The organism is Streptomyces sp. NPDC002577 (assembly GCF_053594815.1).
Window position 1 is genome coordinate 26,421 of the sequence record NZ_JBSFWK010000047.1, and the last position, 21,267, is coordinate 47,687.

A 21,267-nucleotide genomic window follows, 5' to 3' on the forward strand; every position below is an offset into this window, starting at 1 on the left:
CCCGCGCTGACCCCGTTCAATGCTCCGGAATCTCGAGCCCCAGCAACGCGATCGCGTTGCCCCGCGCGATACCGTCGATGTCCGCCTGAGCAAGGTGACCGAACTGCAGGGCGGCCTCCTCACGTGAGCGTGGCCACGTCCCGTCCTGATGCGGGTAATCGGTCTCGAACATCACGTTGCCGCGACCGACCTTCTCCAGGAGCTCCACGCCCACGGCGTCCTTGAAGAAGCAGCTGAAGATCTGCCTGTGGTAGTACGTGGAGGGCGGCTCGGGGCAGTTCTGCTGACCGCGCGCCCAGCCCCGGTGGGTCTCCCAGACGTCGTCGATACGCTCCAGCAGGTAGGGGATCCAGCCGATCTGCGCCTCGGCGTACAGCAGCTTCAGGTTCGGGAATCGGTGGAGCACACCGGAGAACATGAAGTCGGTCATGCTGGCGACACTGTTGCCGAAGATGATCGTCGATCCCACCGCCGGCGGAGCATCGGGCGAGGTCTGCGGCGTCTTGGTACCGGAACCGATGTGCATGGCGAGTACGGTCCCGGTCTCGGCGCAGGCGGCGAAGAACGGGTCCCAGTGACCGGAGTGGATGCTGGGCAAGCCCAGGTAGCCGGGCAGCTCGCTGAACGCGACCGCACGCACGCCGCGTGCGGCATTGCGCCGCAGCTCCGCCACGGCCAGCTCGACATCCCAGAGCGGGACCAGACACAGCGGGATGAGGCGGCCGCCGCTGCCACCGCACCACTCCTCTACCATCCAGTCGTTGTACGCCTTCACGCACAGGTGGGCGAGCTCCTTGTCCTTGGCCCAGAGGAAGATCTGCCCGCAGAACCTCGGATAGTTCGGGAAGCACATCTGCGCCTCGACGCCGTTGATGTCCATGTCGAGGATCCGCTCGGCGGGCTGCCAGCACCCGGGGCGCATGTCCGCGTACGTGATGCCGTCGTTGGTCACCTCGTCGGCGGGCACACCGGCAGCGGCGATGTAGCGCTTGATCTGGGCCAAGGTGTCCTCGTAGGCCCACCAGGCGACGTCGGGTCCGTCGGTGCCGGGCGTCTCGATGTACCGGCCGTCCACCAGCTTCACCGAGCCCGCAGGCGCATGCAGTATGTGCGGTCCGCGGTCACGCAGCCGGGAGGGAAGCCGGTCGCTCCACACCCCCGAGGGCTCGACGACATGGGCGTCCACGTCGATCAGCTGCGGAATCTTCGCGAGCCGCTCGTCGAGCACGTCGCGGCCGATCGTGGTCTCCGTCATCAGGGCCTCCTTCGATCATGAGTCTCATGCGCCGCCTGGGCGCGTGGTTTCCCAGCCCGTCGTCAGCCCGGCGTGATCAGCCGTTCCGTCAGCTGCCAGCCGTCGGGCGTGCGCCGGAAGCAGTCGCGGTAGGCACCCATCTGCTGCAGCACCGGAGTCCCTCCGGTGTCGCCGTAGAACTGGAAGTACGAGTCCGCAACGGCGGTGTCGCCTCGTACGGTCACCGCCGTGGTGCCCACGAGGTGGCGGGTGGCGCTACCGGGCCCGGTGGTTCCGGCGGCACGCCGCTCGGCGCCCGCCGCAACGATCTCGTCGCGGCTTCGCTTGACCGGCACGCCCGGCATCTCCCAGCGGGCGTCCTCGGCGAAGAGGGCTCCGTAGTCGTCCAGCTCCCCCGCATCCGAGTAGTGGGCGATGCGGGCGATCACATTGCGGATCGCCAACTCGTCGGCGACAGCGCCGACCCGGTCATCGGGGCCCGGAACCATCTCGGGCACGGCTGCCTGGGTCATGGTGATGTGACTCCCTTCGACCGGCCCGAGACGGGCTGGGACACCCGGGACGGACTGGGACACAGCCTTTGCGGAGGGCACGGCTCAGGCGCCGAGTCCAGGTGCACGGGTGCCGTAGAGACCGGTCGCGATCCGCATGCCGAGCTCGGTGGCGTCCCACTTCTTCTCGGCGTTGCCGATGGTGGCGGCCTCATGCCAGCCGCGCATCAGATAGATCTTGTCGTGGATCGCGCGCAGCACCTGACCCGTCACGTGCTGCGCCTCGTCACTGGCGAGCCAGGCCACCAGCGGGGAGCTGCCCGCGGGGTCCATCGGGTGGTACTGCCCTTCCGGCAGCTCGTCGGGCTCGAAAGCCTTGAGGTCCTTGCCCGAAGTGGCCGTCAGACGGGTCATGCCGCCGGGGCCGACGGCATTCACGGTGATGCCGAGTTTGTACAGCTCCAGGCTCGTGGTCAGGGTCAGGCCGACGATCGCCGCCTTCGCCGTCGCATAGTTGGACTGGCCGAAGTTGCCCAACAGCCCCGCACCCGACGTGGTGTTGATCACCCGGCCGGTGAACCTCTCCCCCGTCTTGGCCCGCCTGCGCCACTCCACCGCGGCCAGATGCGTCATCAGCCAGGTCCCACGGACGTGCACCCGCATGACCGCGTCGAAGTCCTCGGCTGGCATGTTCCAGATGACCTTGTCGCGAACGATCCCGGCGTTGTTGACGAGGATGTCGAGGCGCCCGAACTCGCTGACCGTCCGCTCGACCAGCGCGGAGGCCTGCGTCTCGTCCGCGATATCGGCGTAGTCGGCGATCGCCGTTCCCCCACGCTTGGTGATCAGCTCGGCGACTTCGTCCGCGTCGCCACCCGAACCCTTGCCGCGCACGTCGCTGCCCAAGTCGGCCACCACGACCGTGGCACCGTGCTTGGCCAGCTCGAACGCATGCCCACGGCCGATGCCGTGGGCCGCGCCCGTCACGATGGCGATCTTGCCCTCCAGCAGACGCTCCACAAGCCCTCCCTGACGATCGGACGCTACGGCGGTCTGGACCTGGCCCGACCCCAAGTGAAGAATATATACATTATCAATGCCCTCGCCAGAGTAAGGCTCTCCCCTTGGAGGTACTCATGGCTTCCTCATCCTCTGCCACCGGCCCCCGTGCCTTCACAGACCCGCGCGGTGATCTGCGCTGGGGCACCACCAGCGCGCTGCTGTCCGACGCCGCCGCCCGCCTCGGGCCGGCCGAAGCGATCGTCGACGGCGACACGCGGCTGAGCTACGCCGACCTCGACACCGCGGTGACGGCGGCGGCCCGCGCCTTCGTCAAAGCAGGTGTCACCAAGGGCGATCGGGTGGCCGTCTGGTCTCCCAACAGTGCGCGATGGATCGTCGCGGCTCTTGGCCTTCAGCGCGCCGGTGGTGTGCTGGTGCCGCTGAACACCCGGTTCCAAGGGGCCGAAGCGGCCTACATCCTGGCCAAGAGCCAGGCCCGCGTCCTGTGCGTGGTCCGTGAGTTCCTGGGCCGCGACTACCCGGCTTCGCTGGAGAGCGGGGCCGGCGGCCCGGGCGACGGCCGTCCTTACGCCGAACTGCCGGATCTGGAGGATGTGATCGTGCTGGAGGGCAGTCCCGGCCCTCGTATGACGGCGTGGGACGACTTCGTCGCTGCCGGAGCGGCGGTCGGTGACGAGGATCTGCGACAGGCGGCGGCCGGCTTGGGGCCCGACGACCTGTCCGACATGCTGTTCACGTCCGGCACCACCGGCCACCCGAAGGGCGCGATGTGCACCCACGGGCAGACGCTGCGGGCGTACAGCGTGTGGTGCGAGGTGGTCGGGCTGCGCGAGGGCGACCGTTACCTCATCGTGAACCCGTTCTTCCACGGATTCGGATACAAATCGGGGTGGCTGGCCTCGTTCATCGTGGGCGCCACCGCGCTGCCCGAGCGGACCCTCGACGTGCCGCACGTCCTGAAGGTGGTGCGGGATGAGCGGGTGACCGTACTGCCCGGCACACCGACCCTCTACCAGACGATGCTGGAGCACCCCGCTTTCAGCCCCGACGGCGTATCGCACCTGCGCCTCGCCGTGACCGGCGCGGCGAACGTGCCCCCGAGTCTGCTGTACCGCATCCGCGAGGAGCTGGGCTTTGAACACATCGTGACGGGCTACGGGCTGACCGAGTCGTGCGCGATCGTGTCGATGTGCCGCTACGACGACCCGCTGGAGGTCGTGGCCGCCACGGCGGGCCGGCCGCTGCCGGGACTGGAAGTCCGCGTCGTGGACCCGGCGGGCGAACCCGTACCCACGGACACCGAGGGAGAGATCGTCGTCCGCGGCTACACCGTCATGAAAGGCTACTTCGACGAAGAGCAGGAGACCGCTGCGACCGTCGACGCGGACGGCTGGCTGCACACAGGCGACATCGGAGTCCTCGACGAGGAAGGCCGCATCCGGATCACCGATCGCCTCAAGGACATGTTCATCGTCGGCGGGTTCAACGCCTACCCTGCCGAAATCGAGAAGATCCTCGACAGCCACCCGCTCGTCGCGCGCAGCGCGGTCATCGGTGTCCCGGACGTACGCATGGGCGAGGTGGGCGCCGCATTCGTCGTACCGCGGCGCGGGGCCGCGATCGCCGCTGCCGAGCTGATCACCTGGGCGCGCCGGCACATGGCCAACTACAAGGTGCCCCGCCAGGTGCACGTGGTCGACGACCTGCCGGTCAACGCATCGGGCAAGGTGCTGAAGAACGAGCTGCGGCAGCGGCTGGCCGCTGCCGCAGGCGCCCCCGACGGGAGCTGACCGGCCCGCCTCGCCCGACGTCAGCCGCCGAACGCACCGGCCTTCCGCAGGCGCTCGAACCGCTCCTCGTCATATCCGAGCAGTTCGCGGGCGATCTCCTCGGTGTGCTCGCCGGCAGCGGGAGCCCGGCGCCCGGCGGCGGGCGGAGCCTCACCCGCCACCCGTACGGGGAACGGCAGCTGCTCGGCGACCAAACGGTCGGAGGGCTGCCATGGCATGCGGTCCGCGAACTGCCGGTCGGTCCCGATGGTGGCCGGGGTGTTGACCGGGCAGAGGGGCACGTCGTGGTCGAGGCCGAACTCCACCCATTCCTCAGTGGTACGGCGACGGAAGACGGCCGCCAGTTCGCGGCGCAGTGCGAGATCGCCACGTGCGTGGTCCGCCACTTCTGAGCCGGGGTGCGCCTCGAACAGGTCGTCCCGGCCGATGGCGGAGCAGAAGTTGCGCCAGAACTTCCGTTCCGATGCCATGAACAGAACGTGCCCGTCCGCCGATGCGTAGAACTGGTAGCGGACGCTGTCGGCCATGCCGGCCGTACCCGGGGGCCGCCGCTCGTAGCCGTCGGCCGCATTGCCGGTGACCTCGCTCTGCGGCCGCGCGTAAGCGCGATGGCCTTCACTGCGCAGCCAGTCGAAAGCCGCGGCCGCGTCTGACTGCGCGACTTCGAGATGGCACCCCTCTCCGGTTGCGCGCGCACGCAGTACCGCTGCCAGGATCGCCGCGGTCCCGAAGAGCGGGCCGGCCGCGATACCGATCGAGGTGTGGTCGGGGATCGACGGCAGGCCGTCCGGCCCGGCGACGGGAGCCACGGTGCCTGCCCAGGCGTCGTAGGCGATTCCATGGCTGGGCAGCTCACGGTAGGGGCCGGTCATCCCGTACCCGCTGATCGTGAACATCACCACGGCCCGGTTCACCTGGCGGAGACGCTCGTATCCGACGCCGCGCCGGTCAAGACCTCCCGGACGCATCGCTTCGATCACCGCGTCGGCGCCCGCCACCAGGTCCAGGAACACCTCGCGCCCCGCCTCCGTGCGCAGATCGAGAGCGATGCTCCGCTTGCCCCGGCTGATGTGCAGGTGCAGGAGTGAACTCCCCTCGACGATGGGCCAGCTCATGGACCGGATGTAGTCACCGGACGGCGGCTCGACCTTGATCACGTCGGCCCCGAGATCGGCCAGCGGTGTGGAGACGGCGCCGGGACCCAGCATCGAGCACTCGACCACTCGCAGGCCCCGCAGGAGGCTGCCACCCACCAATTCCAGCGCGTCGGACACAAAAACCCCTCCTGTTGGTACGGACGAAACGTGACGGGCCGGCGGAGCGGATCAGTCCACCGCCCAACGCGGTGCGCGCTTCTCGGCAAAGGCCCTGGGACCCTCGGCCTGGTCGGGGTGGCCCCACACACTGATCATCTCCGCCGCCCCGGCCTTGCAGGCATCGGTCAGGCCCATCTCGAGTGCGCCCCACAGGGCCCGCTTGGTCGCCCGCAGGGCAGCCGGGGAGTTGCGGGCGATCTTCTCCGCGAGCTCCTGGGCCGCTTCGTGCAGCCGCTCGGGCGGATCGACGACCTCGCTGACCATGCCGAGCTCATACGCCCGCTGTGCGCTCATCCGCTCATAGCGGCCGACCAGTGCCATCCGCAGGACCGCCTCGGCGGGCATGCGCCGCATGAGACCGATCGTCTCGATCGCGCTGACCTGGCCCACGGACACGTGCGGGTCGGTGAAGGTGGCGTCCGCGGCGGCCAGCACGATGTCGGCGTCAGCAACGAAGTGCAGGCCGCCGCCGGCGCAGACGCCGTTGACCGCAGCGACCACCGGCTTGTCGATGCCGAGTTGCCACGAGGTGAAACCCATGTCCCAGCGCTGCACCGAGTCCCGGTACCGCTCCATGCCGAGTCCGTCTGTGGCCAGTTCCATGACGTCGGCCCCGGTCTGGAAGGACCGGCCGTTGGCGGCGTTGACGATGACCCGTACCTCGGGGTCTTCGGCGAGCTCGGTCCAGGCGAGGCGCAGTTCGTCGCGCATCGCGTTGTTCATCGCGTTGCCGCGCTCGGGACGGTTGAAGACCAGCCAGCCGACGTGGCCGCGTCGCAAGAGTTCCAACGTCTCGTAACCCATCAAGCCTCCCTCTGCACGGCTTGTTCGCCGGCGAGACTCCTCGTCTGCACGTGACCACTATGATAGATATTGAATAAATGATAAATACCTTAGGGGGAGGCGTGAGTGGCGTCCTTCATCTGGAACGGCACGGCCCGGTCGGCTGGTTGATCTTCAACCGCCCCCACGTCGGCAACGCCATGGACGCGGAGATGATGACCGCGCTACCCGAGGCATGGACCGAGCTGAACACCGACGCGGACGTGCGCGCGATCGTCGTCACCGGCAACGGCCAGGCCTTTCAGACCGGCCTCGACGTACAGCAACTCAGCCGCGATCCCGCGGCGCTGCGCGAGATGTCCCGCCGCACCCGCCGCGCCGACCCAGGCCTGACGGCGTGGCACCTCGGCGTGGCCAAGCCAGTGGTCACCGCGGTCAACGGCGTCTGCGCAGGCGGCGGCTTGCACTTCGTGGTCGACTCCGACATCGTGATCGCCTCGACCGACGCGGTGTTCCTGGATCCTCATGTGAGCATCGGTCAGGCCAGCGCCTTCGAGCCGATCGGGATGGTCCGCCGCGCCGCGTTCGGCTCGGTGGCCCGTATGGCGCTGACCGGGTCGCACGAACGTGTCAGCGCTGCGGACGCGCTGCGTCTGGGCTGGGTCAGCGACGTCGTCGCCCCCGACCGGCTGCGCGCCGCCGCTCAGGAACTGGGACAACGGCTGGCGGACAACGATCCCCAAGCTGTGGCTGCGACCAAGCGGGCCCTGTGGGCCGCCGTCGAGACCGGACTGAGCGAGGCACGGGGGCGGGAACGGTGAGCGTGCCCCATCAGGAGTGCACCACTGAGCACGACATGGTGCCAGCTGACCGTCGAGGCTGGTCTCAGCGCTCTGGACGCAATTAAATATACATGATACAAATCGTCCCGCCTGCCAGGAGGTGAGCTGTTGTCCACGTACAAGACGCTCAAATACGAGGAACACGGGCCGGTGGCGTGGGTGACTCTGCAGCGGCCGGAAGTGCACAACGCCTTTGATCTCACGATGATGCAGGAGCTGCATTCCTGCTGGCGGGAGCTGCGGGACAACGACGACGTCCGTGTCGTGGTCCTCACGGGCTCCGGAGACGAGGCGTTCTGCACCGGTCTGGACCGCAAGGCGGCTCACGTCGGGGCACCGGGTCTGCTGAACGACATCGGACAGCGCGGTGCGACACCGTTCCACCACAACGAACCGGACGAATTCCTTCCGCCGAAGACGGCCGCCGACCTGTGGAAGCCGGTCATCGCGGCAGTGAACGGGATGGCCTGTGGGGGCGCCTTCTATTTGCTGGGGGAGGCGGAGTTCATCATCGCCGCCGACCACGCCACATTCTTCGACCCTCACACCACCTTCGGCATGGCCGCGGTGATGGAACCGATGATGATGCTCCAGCGGATGCCCATCGGCGAGATCATGCGGCTGTCCCTGATGGGCTCGCACGAGCGCATGACCGCGCAGCGGGCCTACGAAGTCGGTCTGGTCCAGGAGGTCGTTCCCGCCGAGCGACTGCACGAAGCCGCCCAGCGGGCGGCAGAGGTCATCGCCTCTCAACCACCTCTGGCCGTCCAGGCCACCGTACGTGCCATCTGGTACGCGCAGGAGCTGGGCTACCGCCAGGCGCTGGACGTCGGCCGAACCCTCGTCATGCTCGGCACCGACCAGGAGTCCCTCGCCGAGGGACAGCGGGCCTTCCGCTCCGGGCGGCGCATCGGGTGGCGGCCGCGCTGACGGACACAGATAAACCCTGATGCGACAGTTCGTCCGCGAGCACGTGGGTCCTCGCGGGCTCCTGTCGGTATTCCTGGGCCGGCCCCGGCCCGATCCTGTCGTCACGCCGGGAGGCCGGCGCCGGGGTTCACCAGCCGCGGAATCGCGGGGGGCGGCGCTCCAGGAAGGCGCGCAGCCCTTCCTGGCCGTCGGCGCTGGTCATGTTGATCTCCGCCGCCATCGCCTCTTCGGCCAGTGCGGTCGCCCGGTCCACGTCGAGCGCCCGGTTGACCAGCCGCTTGCCCAGACCCAGCGCCACGGTCGGCCCGGCGGCGAGCCGCGCCGCCCACTCGGCGGCGGTCTCCGCCAGCTTCTCCCCCGGCACCACCCGGTTGACCAGGCCGATGCGCTCGGCGTCCGCCGCCTGCAGGTCGTCCCCGAAGAAGATCAGTTCCTTCGCCCGGTGAGTACCGATCCGCCTGGTCAGCAGGTACGCACCCGCACCGTCCACCACCAGGCCGCGGCGGGCGAAGACCTCGATGAACTTCGCGGACTCCGCGGCCAGCACCAAGTCGCAGGCGTAGGCGAGGTGGCAGCCGATGCCCGCCGCGGCGCCGTTGACCGCCGCGATGACCGGTTTGTCGCAGTCAAGGACCGCGTTGATCAGTCGCTGGGCCCCGTCGGAGATGGCTCGCGCCACCGACCCGGCCGGTTGCTGGGGCAGGTCCTCCGGTTGTTCGTCGGCCACCGGCGCGGATGAGCCGAGGTCAGCGCCGGTGCAGAAATGCCGGTCGCCGGTGGCGGTGAGTACGACGACCCGCACGAGGGGGTCACGGCCGGCCTCGGCCAGACGGTCGATGAGCGCCTGCCGCAGCGTGGGCGACAGGGCGTTGCCCGCGCGCGGGCGGTTCAGCGTGAGCCGGACAACCCCATCGGCGCTCTGTGTCCGCAGCAGTTCCGACTCGCTCGGTTGATCGGCCACGGGCATCCACCACCTTTCCTCACAGTTGAAAGACGGATATCGGCGACGCTCCCAACGGGCAGGAGGTGCAGCCCGGTTGGCGCCTGTGTGCTCGGGTCGGGTTCAGGGAGTACCCAGGATGGAGACGAAGCTGACCATCTCGCCCGGATAACCTCCGAGGTTGTGGGTGAGGGCGAGGGAACGGGAACCGTAGGTGGAGATACGGCGGTCGGCCGGGGCCTCGCCGCGGAGTTGGAGCCACGCCTCGAACATCATGCGCAGGCCGGACGCGCCGACCGGGTGCCCGAAGGACTTCAGGCCGCCGTCGGGGTTGACCGGGACGCGGCCGTCGAGGTCGAAGTCGCCGTCAAGCACCCGCTTCCAGGCAGTACCGCGTTCGGCGAGGCCGAGGTCCTCCATGAGTACCAGCTCGGTGGGGGTGAAGCAGTCGTGCACCTCGGCCATGGCGAGTTCGTCGGCGGGTGAGGTGATGCCCACCTGGGCGTAGGCGTCGCGGGCCGACGCGGCCACCTCCGGGAAGGTGGTGTAGTCGTAGGCGGGGTCCATCAGGCCGGAGCCGTCACCGGCCACGAGCGAAAGAGCCTTGATCAGGAGCGGTTTGTCGGTGTAGCGGTGGGCGTCCTCCGCCCGGACGACGATGGCCGCGGCCGAGCCGTCGGCCACGCCGGCGCAGTCGAACACGGACAGGCCGCCCGCCACAGCCGGCATCGTGCAGAGCTGCTCGACCGGCATCTCCTTGCGGAACTGCGCGCGCGGATTGCGGGCGCCGTTGGCGTGGTTCTTCGACGCGATGCGCGCCAGGACGGTGCGCATCTCCTCGTCGGAGACGCCGTACCGGTGCGCGTAGGCAGGGGCCACCATGGAGAACATGGCTGCCGCGGTGAGCGTGCGCTGGGTGCCGTCGTTCGGGATGGGGAAGGCGTTCAGGCCCTGGTAGCCGGAATCCTTGACCTTCTCCACCCCGACCGCCATGGCCACGTCGTAGGCTCCGGCGGCAACCGCGTAGGCGGCCTGCCGCAGCGCCTCGGAGCCGGTGGCGCAGTAGTTCTCCACCCGGGTCACAGGCTTGTCGTGCAGGCGCAGCGGCTTTGCCAGGGTCAGGCCCCCCATCCCCGACTGGGCGGTGCCCAGCCAGTAGGCGTCCACGTCGGCCTGGGTGATCCCGGCCGAGGTGAACGCCTCACCGGTCGAGTCGATCAGCAACTCGTCGACGCCCTTGTCCCAGTGCGCGGTGAACCGGGTGCAGCCCATGCCGACGATGGCGACCCGGTCCTTGATGCCGTGCGAACCCATGTCACGCACCCCTCTCCGGCTCCCGCAGCGGCCGGGCCTTCCAGAAGTAGTTGTGCACGCCCTCGGCGGTGAAAAGCCGCCGGAACGTCGGCTCCACCCGCCCCCCGATGCGGATCTCGGACTCGTCCACATCGGTCAGCTCGATGGGCAGGCGTCCACCGCCGTCGAAGTCGACCACGGCGAAGACGACCGGCGGACTCGGCGAGTACGCCAGCCGGTCCACAGTGAAGGTCACGATCGTGCCCGGCGTGTCCGCCATCGGCGCCGCGGCGCCGTCCAGCGGCGACGGCGGCAGTCGGACCATGCCGTCCGTGCCGGACGAGCCGACGAAGCCGTACTTCCACTCCCGGTTGCGGTTGGCGGCCGAGGCGGACGGCCGCGCGGGCTCCGGACGGCGGGGTGGCTCCACCGGGAGGAAGCCGCGCCAGGCCAGGAAGCGGCCATAGTCGATCGGACCGCCAGTGGCCAGCTGCGCCGCCAGGGGGCGGGCGGGCCGGCTGGCGGCCAGGGCGTCGGTGGTGCGCAGCACCACGGCGTCCGCGCCGTCGGACAGGGTGAGCAGCACCAGGATGCGCCCTGCCTCGCCGGTGGCGGCCTCCTGCTCCAGGGCCGCGCCCAGCAGCAGCGCGGGTTGGGCGGCCCCGGGGTTGCCGACCCGGCTCTCCAAACGATCGGCCACCCGGTCCGCCGGCACCCCGGAGGCCGCCGCGACCGCCCGCGCCGCGCGCCCGTGCAAGCCCGCCACCACCAGGGCCCTGACCTCGGCAGGGTCCACCCCGGCGTCGCCGAGCGCCCGCTTGAGCGCCTCGGTCCCGAGCGCGGTGTACCGGCTCTCGCCGAACCGCTCCTCCCACAGCCGAGACGCCGGCTCGCCTGGAATGCGCCAACGGTCCAGGAACTCCTCGGTCGCCGAGGCCGCGGCCACCAGCTCGGCCAGCACGGGGCCGTCGGCCTCGCTGCCGACCAGCAGCGCCGCGCCCGCGTCGCCTCCGGCAGCCTCATCCGGGGAACCCGGGCGGCCGGAGCGCAGGTCGGCGGCCACCACCAGCACCGGCATCGCCGCATCCAGCGCGGCGCGCAGCGCCCCGACGGCCGAGCGCACCGACCCGGCCGCGTCGTAGGCCGGGACGTCCCGGTCCAGCCGCAGGGCGGCGTGCAGCGCGGTGGCGTTGGTCTTGTCCGTGTAGGGAGGGTCGGTGGTGGCGAACCAGAGGGCCCTCGGCATGATGGGCGCCTCGCGCAGCGCGAGCGACGCCGCGGCGACGCCGAGGGTGGTCGCGTCCTCGTCGTATGAGGCGACGGTACGGGTGCCCCGGCCGCCGCCGGTACCGGCCACGGCGGTGATCGAACCCAAGTCCAGTCTCCGGTAGGGCAGGTAGCCGCCCCAGGCCAGAATTCCATGCATGAATCCAGGCTACGTGATGTTTTATAAAATATTCAAGACGGTCTCGTCGGAGTCGAACATGTGGCGGCCGCGGAACAACTCCACCACGAGGCTTCCCTGGCGGCGCAGCATGGCCGCGTACTCGCGCTCGGCACCCGCGGCATCATTGCGCTCGATTGCCGCCAGGATCGCCGCGGCGCCCTCGCGGGCGACGACGTCGGTGCCCGGCACCAGCTCGAAGAAGTTGCCCGGCACCAGGTCCGTCATCTGCCGCAGCATGGTGCGCAGCCGCGGTGACCTCGCCGCGTCGATGACCGTACGGTGGAAACTGAGCGTGTACTCGTAGAGGTTGACCGGATCCTTGGTCCGCGCGATCTCCTTCCGGATCGGTTCGAGCAACCGCGCCAGCTCCGGCCCCTGCCGCTCCACCGCCCGCTTGACCCCGAACCCGTAGAACAACCCGTACAGCTCGTAGTGGTCCCGTACCGAAGGCTCGTCGAGACCGTTCACAAAGACCCCGCGGTGCGGGACGATGGTCATCCAGCCTTCGCGCTCCAGAGTGAGCAGCGCCTCGCGGACAGGTACCCGCGAGACGCCCAAGGTCTGCGCGATGGCATCCTGCGGCACCCGCTGCCCCTGCTTCAGCACGCCCGCGAATATCAACCGCCGGACGTACAGCCGAACCTGCTCACCACTGCTCAGCCGATGCAACTGCTCACCCGGCAGAGACACGCTCGACCGCTCCGCGGGCGGAAGCGGGGACTCAAGAGACTGCTGACGGCGAGGAATCGGTCTCACTCCCTAGAGTTTCCGCGGAAGACTCCGCTCCGGCTCCCTGGCCTCATGACGCAGCAGGCCGACCAGCGCTGCCACGCTGCCGGCCCGCTCTTCAGGCGGCGGGCGCAGGGGGTCTCCTCGGGGTGGTGTGGCCCCCGGCTGACGCTGAGTACAGGGAGCCGATTTGGAGATTCTATTTTAGATAAAATACTAGCTTGGTCTGCGGCTCGGCGGGATAGTGACTGTTCAGCGCACCCGTCCGGCATCAGCCGCCCAGGAGTGGTCCGTGAACCAGACCGGCATTCATGTGCAGCGGTCAAGCCGGTCACGCCCAGCGGGCCGCACGGCGGAGCTGACCACATGTCAGAACTTGTGAGAAGAGTTCTTCTCCGATCCAAGGGGTTCTGTTGAGCGAAGACGAAGCCGCCGCCGCTGAGGGACCGCTACCGCCCCCGGAGATGGAGGTCGTCCGGCAGAGCAGCGGCGAGAAGACCGCCCAGTACATCCGCCGGCTGATCTTCGACGGCCGACTGCGGCAGGGGGACCGGGTGCCCCAAAACGACATAGCGCGGGCACTAGGCGTCAGCCGCCTCCCGGTACGGGAGGCGTTGCTGTCCCTGGAGCAGGATGGCTGGGTCGCCATCCGGCCGCACCGCGGCGCGTTCATCGCCCCGCTGGACGAGACCGTCGTCGCCGACCATTACGCGCTGTACGGGCTCATGCACGGGTTCGCGGCCCGCCGCGCGGCGGGCCGGATCAGCACGCAGTCCCTGGCCCGGCTGCGCGAGCTCTCCGGGCTGCTCGCCGCCGAGAACGACCCCGAGGCGTTCGCCCGGCTGAGCCTCGAGTTCGACCGCCTGGTGCGGGGGACGGCCAGCTCCCCACGATTGCGATCGCTGCTGCGCGCCATGGTCGGCCTCATCCCCGGCAACTTCTTCGCCCTCGTCTCCGGCGCGATCGAGGTGGAGCGCGCGGGCGGCGCGGCCATCGTCGAAGCGCTGTCCCGGCGCGACGGCGAGGCGGCGAGCGAGGCGTATGCAGGCATGCTCCGCCAACAGGGCGAGCTGGTGGTGCGGCTGTTCACCGAGCGCGGCCTGTTCGCCCCGAAGTACCCGGACGCCGACACCGAGGCTGCGTGCTGATCCGCGGTCATAGCCTGCGGCCGGTGCGGAACTCCTTCGGGACCCAGGACGGTTCGCGCCTCTCTGCGAAAGCACGTAGCCCTTCGGCCATTTCCTCGGACTGGAGCCTGGCGTCATACGTCATCCAGTCGACGGGCGCGTAGTGGTCGTTGATGACCCGCTTGACCTGGAACCGCGCCTCCGGCGCCGTTCGGCAGATCTGGGTGGCGACTTCCGTTGCCACGTCCTGCACTTGGTTGCCCGGGACCACCCGTGTGAAGATGCCCCATCGCTCGGCCTCCTCAGCTGTCACGACTCGTCCCGTGAGCAGCATGTCGCGGGCGCGGGCGACTCCGATCTGGGTGGGCAGGTAGGCGGCGTAGCCCATGTCCGCTATGCCGCGCAGGAGCTCGGGGGCTCGGACGGTGGCGCTCTGTGCGGCGACGGAAACGTCGGACAGCATCGCGATGAGAAGGCCGCCGCCCTGCGCAAGGCCGTTGACCGCGGAGACCACCGGTTTCGCGGATCGACGGATCGACTCGAAGGGCGTCGCATCAAGGCCCAGCAGATCGGGGAAGTCCATCCATCGGTCCGGTTCGCGGCCGCGCAGTTCCCCGCCCGGGATGAACACATCGCCGGTACCCGTGATGATCAGGGCCGCCAGGTCCGGGTCACGGTTGACGAGATCCACCGCCCGACGCAGACCGAACTACATCGAGCTGGTAAGGGCGTTTCGCGAGTCCGGCCGGTCGACGACACACCACGCCAGCGGGCCCCTGCGCTCCAGCCGGAGGTAGGGACTCCCCAGATCGTCGCCGCTCAGGCCGACGGGTTCATCCATCAGCTGCGCCCTGTTGAGGCTGTCAGCTGCTCGGCGGGTGCGAGGTCATCCGGGGACGGCTTCTTCGAAGTGTCCATGCGGAGGCGTGTCAGCTTCGAGGTCTTGATGCGCCACACGCCCTCGGCCTTCTCGTAGGTCTCGTGATAGTGGCCGAAGCCCCTCACCTCCCGGCCGTCGGGGTACCAGAGGCGGTCCTCCAAGGCCCAGATTCCGGTGGCCTTGGACGGGGAGGTCAGGCTGATCTCCGGTGTGTGACCTTGATGCACGGTCGACACGTCGCCCAGGAGGTCGCTGACGTAGGCGATGAACGTGTCACCGCCGGTGGTCACGATGCCGCCCGACTCGGTTGTGTCCATCACCAGGTCGTCTGTGAACACCTGACGCATGCCGTCCCAGTCCTTGGTGTCCAGCGTGCGGAAGTACCTGGCCTTGAGCTGCTTGATGGCCTCGATGTCGTCCACGGGAAACCCTCCTTTCGGTAGTGCCCCTTGACCACTGGTCAACTGGCGAACGAGGGCATCACGTCGCGTTCGAACAGGCGCAGGCTCGACCACGCCAGCTCGATCGGCATGCCGCCGCACAACGGATGGAACTGGGCGAACGGGTACGGCGATGCCGCCAGCTCTGCCGCGAACTGTTCAGGCGCCAGGACCCTGTATTGCCCGGTCGCCCGCAGTTCGTCGACGTCGGCAACAGTGCGGTAGGGGGCAGTGAGGTCGCCCGGAACGTGCCAGGTGCCGTAGGCGTTCGTCTCGTGGAGGAAGTACGGCGCCATCTGCTCCCAGCCCTTGTCGGGGTCCTCGGCGAGCGCCACGACCCGGGTGTCGCCCAGGGAGCCCGGGCCGGGGTCCGGCCGCCCGAGTTTCCGGACTTCGTCCCGGTAGAACTCCCAGAGCGCGGGCACCGAGGGGAGAAAGCCGTCGGCGATGCGGGCGGCGCGGCGTGCGGCCGGTTCGCTGCTGCCGCCGAGCAGGATGGTCGGGCCGCCGGGCCGGAACGGGGCAGGCGTGACGTGTACCGTCCGGCCCCTGTAGGTGAACGGCTCACCGGTGAATGCGGCCTTCAAGGTGGTGACAACCTCGGTCACGCGCCTTACCCGTTCGTCCATCGGCACGTCGAACATCGCGAACTCGTCCGCCACATAGCCGCCGGCGACGACCAGGTCGGCCCGCCCCCTGCTGAGGTTGTCGAGCACGGTCATTTCCTCGGCGAGGCGCAGCGGGTCGTGGAACGGGGCTATCAGCGCTGCGATGAGGAAGCGGATGTTCGTCGTACGGGCCGCCATTGCCGCGAGCATCTGAACCGGGCACGGAAGATAGCCGTCCGGAGAACCATGGTGCTCGGACACGGTCACGCTCACGAAGCCGAGGCGGTCGGCCCACTCGACCATGTCCAGGGCGGCCGCATAGCGGTCGGCCATGGTCGTCCCGGCGAGCTCCGGGTTGCGGAAGTCGAAACGAAGGGCGAACGCTCCGCCTGGACGATTCGTCGGCATGCCTTGTTCCTCTCGCGTGACGCGCCGCCTGCATGGCAGGACCGACGGCGCGACGCCGCCCGTGCCCAGGTCAGCCGGGGGTGAGCTGTCGGCGGGTGATCTTCCAGCCCTCGCTCGTACGCCGGAAGGTGTCGAGGTAGTGACCAGCCGCCGAGATGGCCGGGGTGCCGGGCCCGCCGGTGACGAACACCCACTGCGACTCCGCCGTGGCAGTGTCGCCCTGGATGTCCACGGCGGTGGTGCCCACGATGTGGCGACTGCCCGTGCCCGGGCCGAGAAGCCCGGCAGCATACCCGCTGACGTTCCCGGCGCGGATCTCGTCGTGGCCGGTCCGCTGGTTGCCCGGCATCTCCCAGACGGCGTCCTTCGCGAACAGCTCCACATAGGAGTCCACGTCGCCACCGTCGGTGTACAGGGACACCTTGGCGATGGTGTTGCGCACGGCCAGTTCGTCGGCAGTGCGCCTGATCTCTTCATCCTGGCTCATGAATCGGTCACTTCCGTCCAGACGGCGGCCATGGTCTTCTCGAAGTGGTCCGTGGCGGTCCGCAGAACCCTCCGCCAAGTATTGCCATCTTTTACAGGATAGCAATACTAGCTACAGATGAAGGCAGGGCGTCGCCACGGAGTCCGGAACCGGCAGTGGCGCCGCGCGTGATGACACTGCCTCGGACTGTCAGGAGGGCAAGGCATCGTGGAATTCGGACTGTTCGTGCAGGGGTACGTTCCCAAGATGCGGGCCGAGCGCGGTCCGCTCGCCGAGCACCACGCACTCCTCAACGAGGCACGCATCGTGATCGAGGCCGACCGCAGCGGCTTCAAGTACGCCTGGGCCTCGGAGCACCACTTCCTGCAGGAGTACTCGCACCTGTCGGCGAACAGCGTGTTCCTCGGCTATCTCGCCCACGCCACCGAGAGGATCCACCTGGGTTCGGGCATCTTCAACCCGCTCGCGCCGGTCAACCATCCGGCCGTCGTTGCCGAGAAGGCCGCCATGCTGGACCAGCTCTCCGGTGGCCGCTTCGAGTTCGGCACCGGCCGGGGCGCCGGCAGCCATGAGATCCTCGGCTTCCTGCCCGATGCCCCCGACATGGACATCACTCGGGAGTACTGGGAGGAGACCATCGCGGAGTTCCCCAAGATGTGGCTCCAGGACGAGTACCAGGGCTTCCAAGGCAAGCACTGGTCCCTGCCCCCGCGCCGGATCCTGCCCAAGCCGTACGGCCCGAGCCACCCGCCGATGTGGTACGCCGCCGGATCGCCGTCCTCGTACGCCATGGCGGGCCGCAAGGGGCTGGGCGTGCTCGGCTTCAGCATCGCGCGCGTCAGCGACATGGAGAAGGTCGTCGACGGCTATCGGGCAGCGATCGCCGATCCCGACCCGGCCGGCGCCTACGTCAACGACAACGTCCTGGTCTGTATGCCCGCCTTCTGCGCGCCCACCCACGAGGAGGCGGTGCAGATGGCGGTCCGCAGCGGCCTGGGCTATGTGCGGTCACTCGTCTTCCGGTACCACGACACCTTCCCGCGGCCCAGTGACGTGCCCGCCTGGCCGGAGGTCCTCCCCGAGTACACGACGGAGGTCGTCGAGGCGGCCATCGCCCAGGGCGCGCTGGTGTGCGGCGACCCCTCCGAGGTGGTCGCACAGTGCCGGCGGTGGGACCAGGCGGGCGCCGACCAGATGGCCCTGTCGGTACCCCTGGGCGGGCCCGTCGACGACGCGCTCACCACCATCCGGCTCCTCGGCGAGCACGTCATCCCGGTGATCGACCCCGACCCGGTGCACCGCACCGCCCGCTTCCGGCTGGGTTCCGACACCGCCCGGCCCTGATGCTCGTGCCGGAGTCCCAGGCGCGCACCGGCGGACACCTCGACCTGGTCGGCGGCCTCGGCACGGCGGCCGACCCGGTCCACCCGTGGCCGGCGATCTCCGCCTGCCCTGGGCCTGCTACGGCTACTCCGGGACCTGGTCGGCATGGTCCCCGGTCCCCGGTCCGCGAGCGCCGCCCGGGCCCGTGGACCGAGGTTCACACCGCCCACCCGCCCGGTACGTCCTGCATCGCCCAAAACCCCCACCAGGGACCCCACTGAAGAGCAGGAACTTCTGTCGAGGAGAACGACAATGGCCACGTACGTCCTCGTCCACGGAGCCGCGCACGGCGGCTGGTGCTACCAGTGGGTCGCCCGCATCCTGCGGCAGGCCGGACACGACGTCTACACCCCGACCCTGACCGGCCTCGGCGAGCGATCCCATCTGCTGAGCAACGACATCGACCTCGAATTCCACATCAACGACATCCTCCAGGTCCTGAAGTACGAAGACCTCCACGACGTGGTCCTGGCCGGCCACAGCTATGGCGGCGTGGTCGTCACCGGCGTCGCCGACCGCGCCACGGACCGGATCGGCCACCTCGTATACCTGGACTCCGTCACGCCGATCAATGGCATGTCCCTCGCCGACGCCTGGCCGTCGCAGATAGCAGAGACCCGTATCAAGGGCGAGTTCGTCAACGGCGTCGAGGTCCTGCTCCAACCCGGCCAGGAACCGACCCCGAACTACGGCGTGACCGACCCCGACGCCATCGCCTGGATGGCTCCCAAACTGACCCCCCACCCCAGCAAGTGCTTCGTCCAGAAGCTGCGCCTTGCGAACGAGGCACAGCTGTCAGAGATCCCTCAGACCCAGATCATCTGCACCGATTCCCCGCTCTACCATGACGCCGCGCGCCTGACGAAGGCCCGCGGGATCGGCCAGGTCTGGGACATCGACACCGGCCACGACCTGATGATCAGCGAACCCGAGGCCGTCGCCGAGCTCCTCCTGCGCGTGCTGAGTGCCTGACCGCCCGCAGACACCGGCGACGCGAGTGGCAGGCGTTCGACAGCCGGGGAGTCATGCGAAGGCGAACCGACCCTGATCACCGGTGCCGATGCGGCCAAGGGCATAGGCAGGTCTGGGACTGCGTCTGGCCGTCCCAGACCTGCCGACTCGCCTAGAGCACGTCTCCTCCCGCCTTGAGGCGCAGGATTCGCGTCCCAGTCCCGCCCGAGCTCCTGCAGGATCTCGTCTCCCTGCTCGCCGTGCTCGGGCGCGCGGGCGAGGCTCGGCGGGGTGTCGTCGAACTGCGCCGGGCCGGCGACGAGGGGATAGGCTCCGGCAGGCCCTTCGACCTGGGTGACGTACTGATTGGCCGTCACCTGCGGGTCGTCGCCCGCCTCCCTGGCGGACTGCACGACGGACCAGGGGACGGGGAAATTGATCAGCACCTTGGTCCACTCCGCCAGATCACGACCGGCGAAGACGGCGTCGAGGAGCTCGACGCATTCCGCTGCATGGGCCAGCCGGGTCTCGCCACCGGCGAAGCGGGGATTCGCGGCCGGCTCGGGGCGGCCGATCACCTCGCAGAACGTCTCGAAGCTGCCCTCGGTGAGGATGCCGGACAGGTTGATGTAGCGTCCGTCGCGGGTGCGGTACGCACTGACCGTGGGGTTGGGCGACTGGGCATGCCGGAACCGCGGGATGCCCTCGACGCCGTACAACTGGGCGGCCACGACGCCCGGGGAGAGCACCCACAGGCCCGAGGACAGCAGCGAGACCTCGACCACCGCGCCCCGCCCCGTGCGCTCGCGGCGGAACAGGGCCGCGGCGACGGCGCCGGCCAGGAAGGTTGCGGTAGCGGCAGGATCGCGGCGCCGTACAGGCGAGCGAGGTCGGTGCGGCCTTGTCGCTGCCCATGGGCGGGCCCGTCGAGGACACGCTGACCACCATCCGGCTCCTCGGTGAGCACGTGATCCCGGTGATCGACCCCGACCCGGTGCACCGCACCGCCCGCTTCCGACTCGGCTCCTCCGACCAGTAACGGAAGGGCCGCCCAGCCCGCGGCTCCCGGACGCTGCTACGTCCGGGAGCCGCGGGCTGTGCGGGCGCGCGCTGCCGTGCCCGTGCCCGTCCTCCCACGTGGCGGCGCGTCACTCACCGACGAAGCGCGCAACCGCCTGCAACGCCGCGGCCGACCGGGGGTCGTCCGGAACCACCACCGGCCACACGTGCGGCAGGTCGGGAACGAGGTGCGTCTGTACGGGCACTTGGGCGCCGGCCGCCCGCCGGGTGAAGACGGCGGCGTCGTCGAGCAGCACCTCGCCGGTGCCGGCGAAGAGCAGCACCGGCGGCAGGCCGGTCGGGTCGGCCTCCTGCGGCGAGGCCAGCGGCTGGGTCGCCGCGGCCAGCCCCTGCAGGTACCCGTCGGCGGCCGCCTGGGCGGACTCGCGGGAGAACAAAGCGTCGCTCTGCGCGTTGAAATCGAAGGAGGCCGAGGCCGCGGTCAGGTCCAGCCACGGGGAGAACAGCACCAGCCGCCTCGGTGGCGACACGGGGGCGCTCCGTGCGCACAGAGCCAGCGCCACCGCGAGTCCACCGCCTGCCGAGTCGCCGGAGAGCACCGGCCCGTCCCCTTCTTCCGGGGCCAGCGCCTGCCAGACCGCAGCCGCGTCGTGCAGGGCCGCCGGGAAGGGGTGCTCCGGCGCGAGCCGGTAGTCCGGGACGACCACTCGGTGTCCGGTGGAGCGGGCCAGGCGGTGTGCGAAGGCGACCCACATGACCGGCGCGCCCAAGCGGTAGCCGCCACCGTGCAGGTGCACCAGCACCGGCGGCTGCGCCCCGTCCGCCGAGCCGCCCACAGCCCCGTGCTCGGGCTCGACCACCACGCAGGGGATGCCTCCGATGCTGTCGCGATGCCAGGGGACGCCGTTCGGAACAGCGGCGGCCGCCTCGGCCGTCCGGCGCATCTCGACCAGGTCGGCCGGAGCCGCGTGACCCTCTCGCAGCGCGGGCAGACGCCAGGCGGCCAGGTCCTTCGGGGTGGTTTCGCTGTCCGTATTTTCCATGTCCTCGGGTGACTCCCTTCAGCAGGCTTTCCGCACAGGCTGAATGCGACAGCCCGTACAGCTCTTGGCCCCCGGGCCCCC

Annotated in this window: 20 protein-coding genes and 2 pseudogenes; 7 read left to right on the plus strand and 15 right to left on the minus strand. The window is 69.6% G+C overall.

Features of this window, described 5'->3' with window-relative positions; genetic code table 11:
* Positions 1-16 precede the first annotated feature (16 nt).
* From ACWD4J_RS36380 to ACWD4J_RS36390, 3 genes are all read right to left on the minus strand, one after another.
* Positions 17-1,255: an amidohydrolase family protein gene (locus ACWD4J_RS36380; RefSeq protein ID WP_451399793.1), complete on the minus strand. Its 1,239-nt coding sequence runs from the start codon at positions 1,253-1,255 to the stop codon at positions 17-19.
* Between the two features lie 62 nt (positions 1,256-1,317).
* Positions 1,318-1,767, minus strand: coding sequence for a nuclear transport factor 2 family protein (locus ACWD4J_RS36385; protein ID WP_451399794.1), 450 nt, complete (start codon positions 1,765-1,767; stop codon positions 1,318-1,320).
* Between the two features lie 84 nt (positions 1,768-1,851).
* Positions 1,852-2,766: an SDR family NAD(P)-dependent oxidoreductase gene (locus ACWD4J_RS36390; protein ID WP_451399795.1), complete on the minus strand. Its 915-nt coding sequence runs from the start codon at positions 2,764-2,766 to the stop codon at positions 1,852-1,854.
* A 116-nt stretch (positions 2,767-2,882) separates the two neighbouring features.
* Here ACWD4J_RS36390 and ACWD4J_RS36395 point away from each other — a divergent pair, with 116 nt between their 5' ends.
* Positions 2,883-4,559 carry a FadD3 family acyl-CoA ligase gene (locus tag ACWD4J_RS36395; RefSeq protein ID WP_451399796.1) on the plus strand — a complete coding sequence of 559 codons (1,677 nt, stop codon included), beginning with the start codon at positions 2,883-2,885 and terminating at the stop codon, positions 4,557-4,559.
* 20 nt (positions 4,560-4,579) lie between these two features.
* Here ACWD4J_RS36395 and ACWD4J_RS36400 read toward each other — a convergent pair whose 3' ends face one another.
* Together ACWD4J_RS36400 and ACWD4J_RS36405 are read right to left on the minus strand one after the other, a co-directional pair.
* Positions 4,580-5,833: a CaiB/BaiF CoA transferase family protein gene (locus tag ACWD4J_RS36400; RefSeq protein ID WP_451399797.1), complete on the minus strand. Its 1,254-nt coding sequence runs from the start codon at positions 5,831-5,833 to the stop codon at positions 4,580-4,582.
* A gap of 51 nt (positions 5,834-5,884) precedes the next feature.
* Complete coding sequence (locus ACWD4J_RS36405) at positions 5,885-6,679, minus strand: enoyl-CoA hydratase/isomerase family protein (protein WP_451399798.1); 795 nt, start codon at positions 6,677-6,679, stop codon at positions 5,885-5,887.
* A gap of 101 nt (positions 6,680-6,780) precedes the next feature.
* Here ACWD4J_RS36405 and ACWD4J_RS36410 point away from each other — a divergent pair, with 101 nt between their 5' ends.
* Positions 6,781-7,479 (plus strand): enoyl-CoA hydratase/isomerase family protein, encoded by a 699-nt coding sequence (locus ACWD4J_RS36410; RefSeq protein ID WP_451399799.1) that lies wholly within the window; start codon positions 6,781-6,783, stop codon positions 7,477-7,479.
* A 129-nt stretch (positions 7,480-7,608) separates the two neighbouring features.
* Positions 7,609-8,430, plus strand: coding sequence for an enoyl-CoA hydratase/isomerase family protein (locus ACWD4J_RS36415; RefSeq protein ID WP_451399800.1), 822 nt, complete (start codon positions 7,609-7,611; stop codon positions 8,428-8,430).
* Between the two features lie 127 nt (positions 8,431-8,557).
* On the opposite strand, the gene ACWD4J_RS36420 is transcribed toward ACWD4J_RS36415, so the two are convergent.
* From ACWD4J_RS36420 to ACWD4J_RS36435, 4 genes are all read right to left on the minus strand, one after another.
* Entirely contained in the window at positions 8,558-9,397 is an 840-nt protein-coding gene (locus ACWD4J_RS36420; RefSeq protein WP_451399801.1) for an enoyl-CoA hydratase/isomerase family protein, read from the minus strand.
* 96 nt (positions 9,398-9,493) lie between these two features.
* Positions 9,494-10,684: an acetyl-CoA acetyltransferase gene (locus ACWD4J_RS36425; protein ID WP_451399802.1), complete on the minus strand. Its 1,191-nt coding sequence runs from the start codon at positions 10,682-10,684 to the stop codon at positions 9,494-9,496.
* Between the two features lies 1 nt (position 10,685).
* Positions 10,686-12,089, minus strand: coding sequence for an OB-fold domain-containing protein (locus ACWD4J_RS36430; protein WP_451399803.1), 1,404 nt, complete (start codon positions 12,087-12,089; stop codon positions 10,686-10,688).
* 21 nt (positions 12,090-12,110) lie between these two features.
* Entirely contained in the window at positions 12,111-12,800 is a 690-nt protein-coding gene (locus ACWD4J_RS36435; RefSeq protein WP_451399804.1) for a GntR family transcriptional regulator, read from the minus strand.
* A gap of 452 nt (positions 12,801-13,252) precedes the next feature.
* On the opposite strand from ACWD4J_RS36435, the gene ACWD4J_RS36440 reads away from it, so the two are divergent.
* Positions 13,253-13,987: a GntR family transcriptional regulator gene (locus tag ACWD4J_RS36440; protein ID WP_451399805.1), complete on the plus strand. Its 735-nt coding sequence runs from the start codon at positions 13,253-13,255 to the stop codon at positions 13,985-13,987.
* Positions 13,988-13,994: 7 nt separating this feature from the next.
* Here ACWD4J_RS36440 and ACWD4J_RS36445 read toward each other — a convergent pair whose 3' ends face one another.
* The 4 genes from ACWD4J_RS36445 to ACWD4J_RS36460 form a co-directional block, all read right to left on the minus strand.
* Positions 13,995-14,657 carry an enoyl-CoA hydratase/isomerase family protein gene (locus ACWD4J_RS36445; protein WP_451399806.1) on the minus strand — a complete coding sequence of 221 codons (663 nt, stop codon included), beginning with the start codon at positions 14,655-14,657 and terminating at the stop codon, positions 13,995-13,997.
* Between the two features lie 149 nt (positions 14,658-14,806).
* Positions 14,807-15,268 carry a nuclear transport factor 2 family protein gene (locus tag ACWD4J_RS36450; protein ID WP_451399807.1) on the minus strand — a complete coding sequence of 154 codons (462 nt, stop codon included), beginning with the start codon at positions 15,266-15,268 and terminating at the stop codon, positions 14,807-14,809.
* A gap of 38 nt (positions 15,269-15,306) precedes the next feature.
* Positions 15,307-16,302: an LLM class flavin-dependent oxidoreductase gene (locus ACWD4J_RS36455; RefSeq protein ID WP_451399808.1), complete on the minus strand. Its 996-nt coding sequence runs from the start codon at positions 16,300-16,302 to the stop codon at positions 15,307-15,309.
* Positions 16,303-16,372: 70 nt separating this feature from the next.
* Entirely contained in the window at positions 16,373-16,789 is a 417-nt protein-coding gene (locus tag ACWD4J_RS36460; protein WP_451399809.1) for a nuclear transport factor 2 family protein, read from the minus strand.
* A gap of 207 nt (positions 16,790-16,996) precedes the next feature.
* Here ACWD4J_RS36460 and ACWD4J_RS36465 point away from each other — a divergent pair, with 207 nt between their 5' ends.
* Together ACWD4J_RS36465 and ACWD4J_RS36470 are read left to right on the plus strand one after the other, a co-directional pair.
* On the plus strand, positions 16,997-18,133 hold the full coding sequence (locus ACWD4J_RS36465) for an LLM class flavin-dependent oxidoreductase (protein ID WP_451399810.1): 1,137 nt from the start codon (positions 16,997-16,999) through the stop codon (positions 18,131-18,133).
* Positions 18,134-18,424: 291 nt separating this feature from the next.
* Positions 18,425-19,144: an alpha/beta fold hydrolase gene (locus ACWD4J_RS36470; RefSeq protein WP_451399811.1), complete on the plus strand. Its 720-nt coding sequence runs from the start codon at positions 18,425-18,427 to the stop codon at positions 19,142-19,144.
* Between the two features lie 245 nt (positions 19,145-19,389).
* Here ACWD4J_RS36470 and ACWD4J_RS36475 read toward each other — a convergent pair.
* Positions 19,390-19,977: pseudogene (locus ACWD4J_RS36475) on the minus strand (CoA transferase); the annotation flags it as partial.
* Between the two features lie 53 nt (positions 19,978-20,030).
* On the opposite strand from ACWD4J_RS36475, the pseudogene ACWD4J_RS36480 reads away from it, so the two are divergent.
* Positions 20,031-20,162, plus strand: a pseudogene (locus ACWD4J_RS36480) (LLM class flavin-dependent oxidoreductase); the annotation flags it as partial.
* Between the two features lie 109 nt (positions 20,163-20,271).
* On the opposite strand, the gene ACWD4J_RS36485 reads toward ACWD4J_RS36480, so the two are convergent.
* Positions 20,272-21,186 (minus strand): alpha/beta hydrolase, encoded by a 915-nt coding sequence (locus ACWD4J_RS36485; protein WP_451399812.1) that lies wholly within the window; start codon positions 21,184-21,186, stop codon positions 20,272-20,274.
* Between the last annotated feature and the right edge of the window lie 81 nt (positions 21,187-21,267).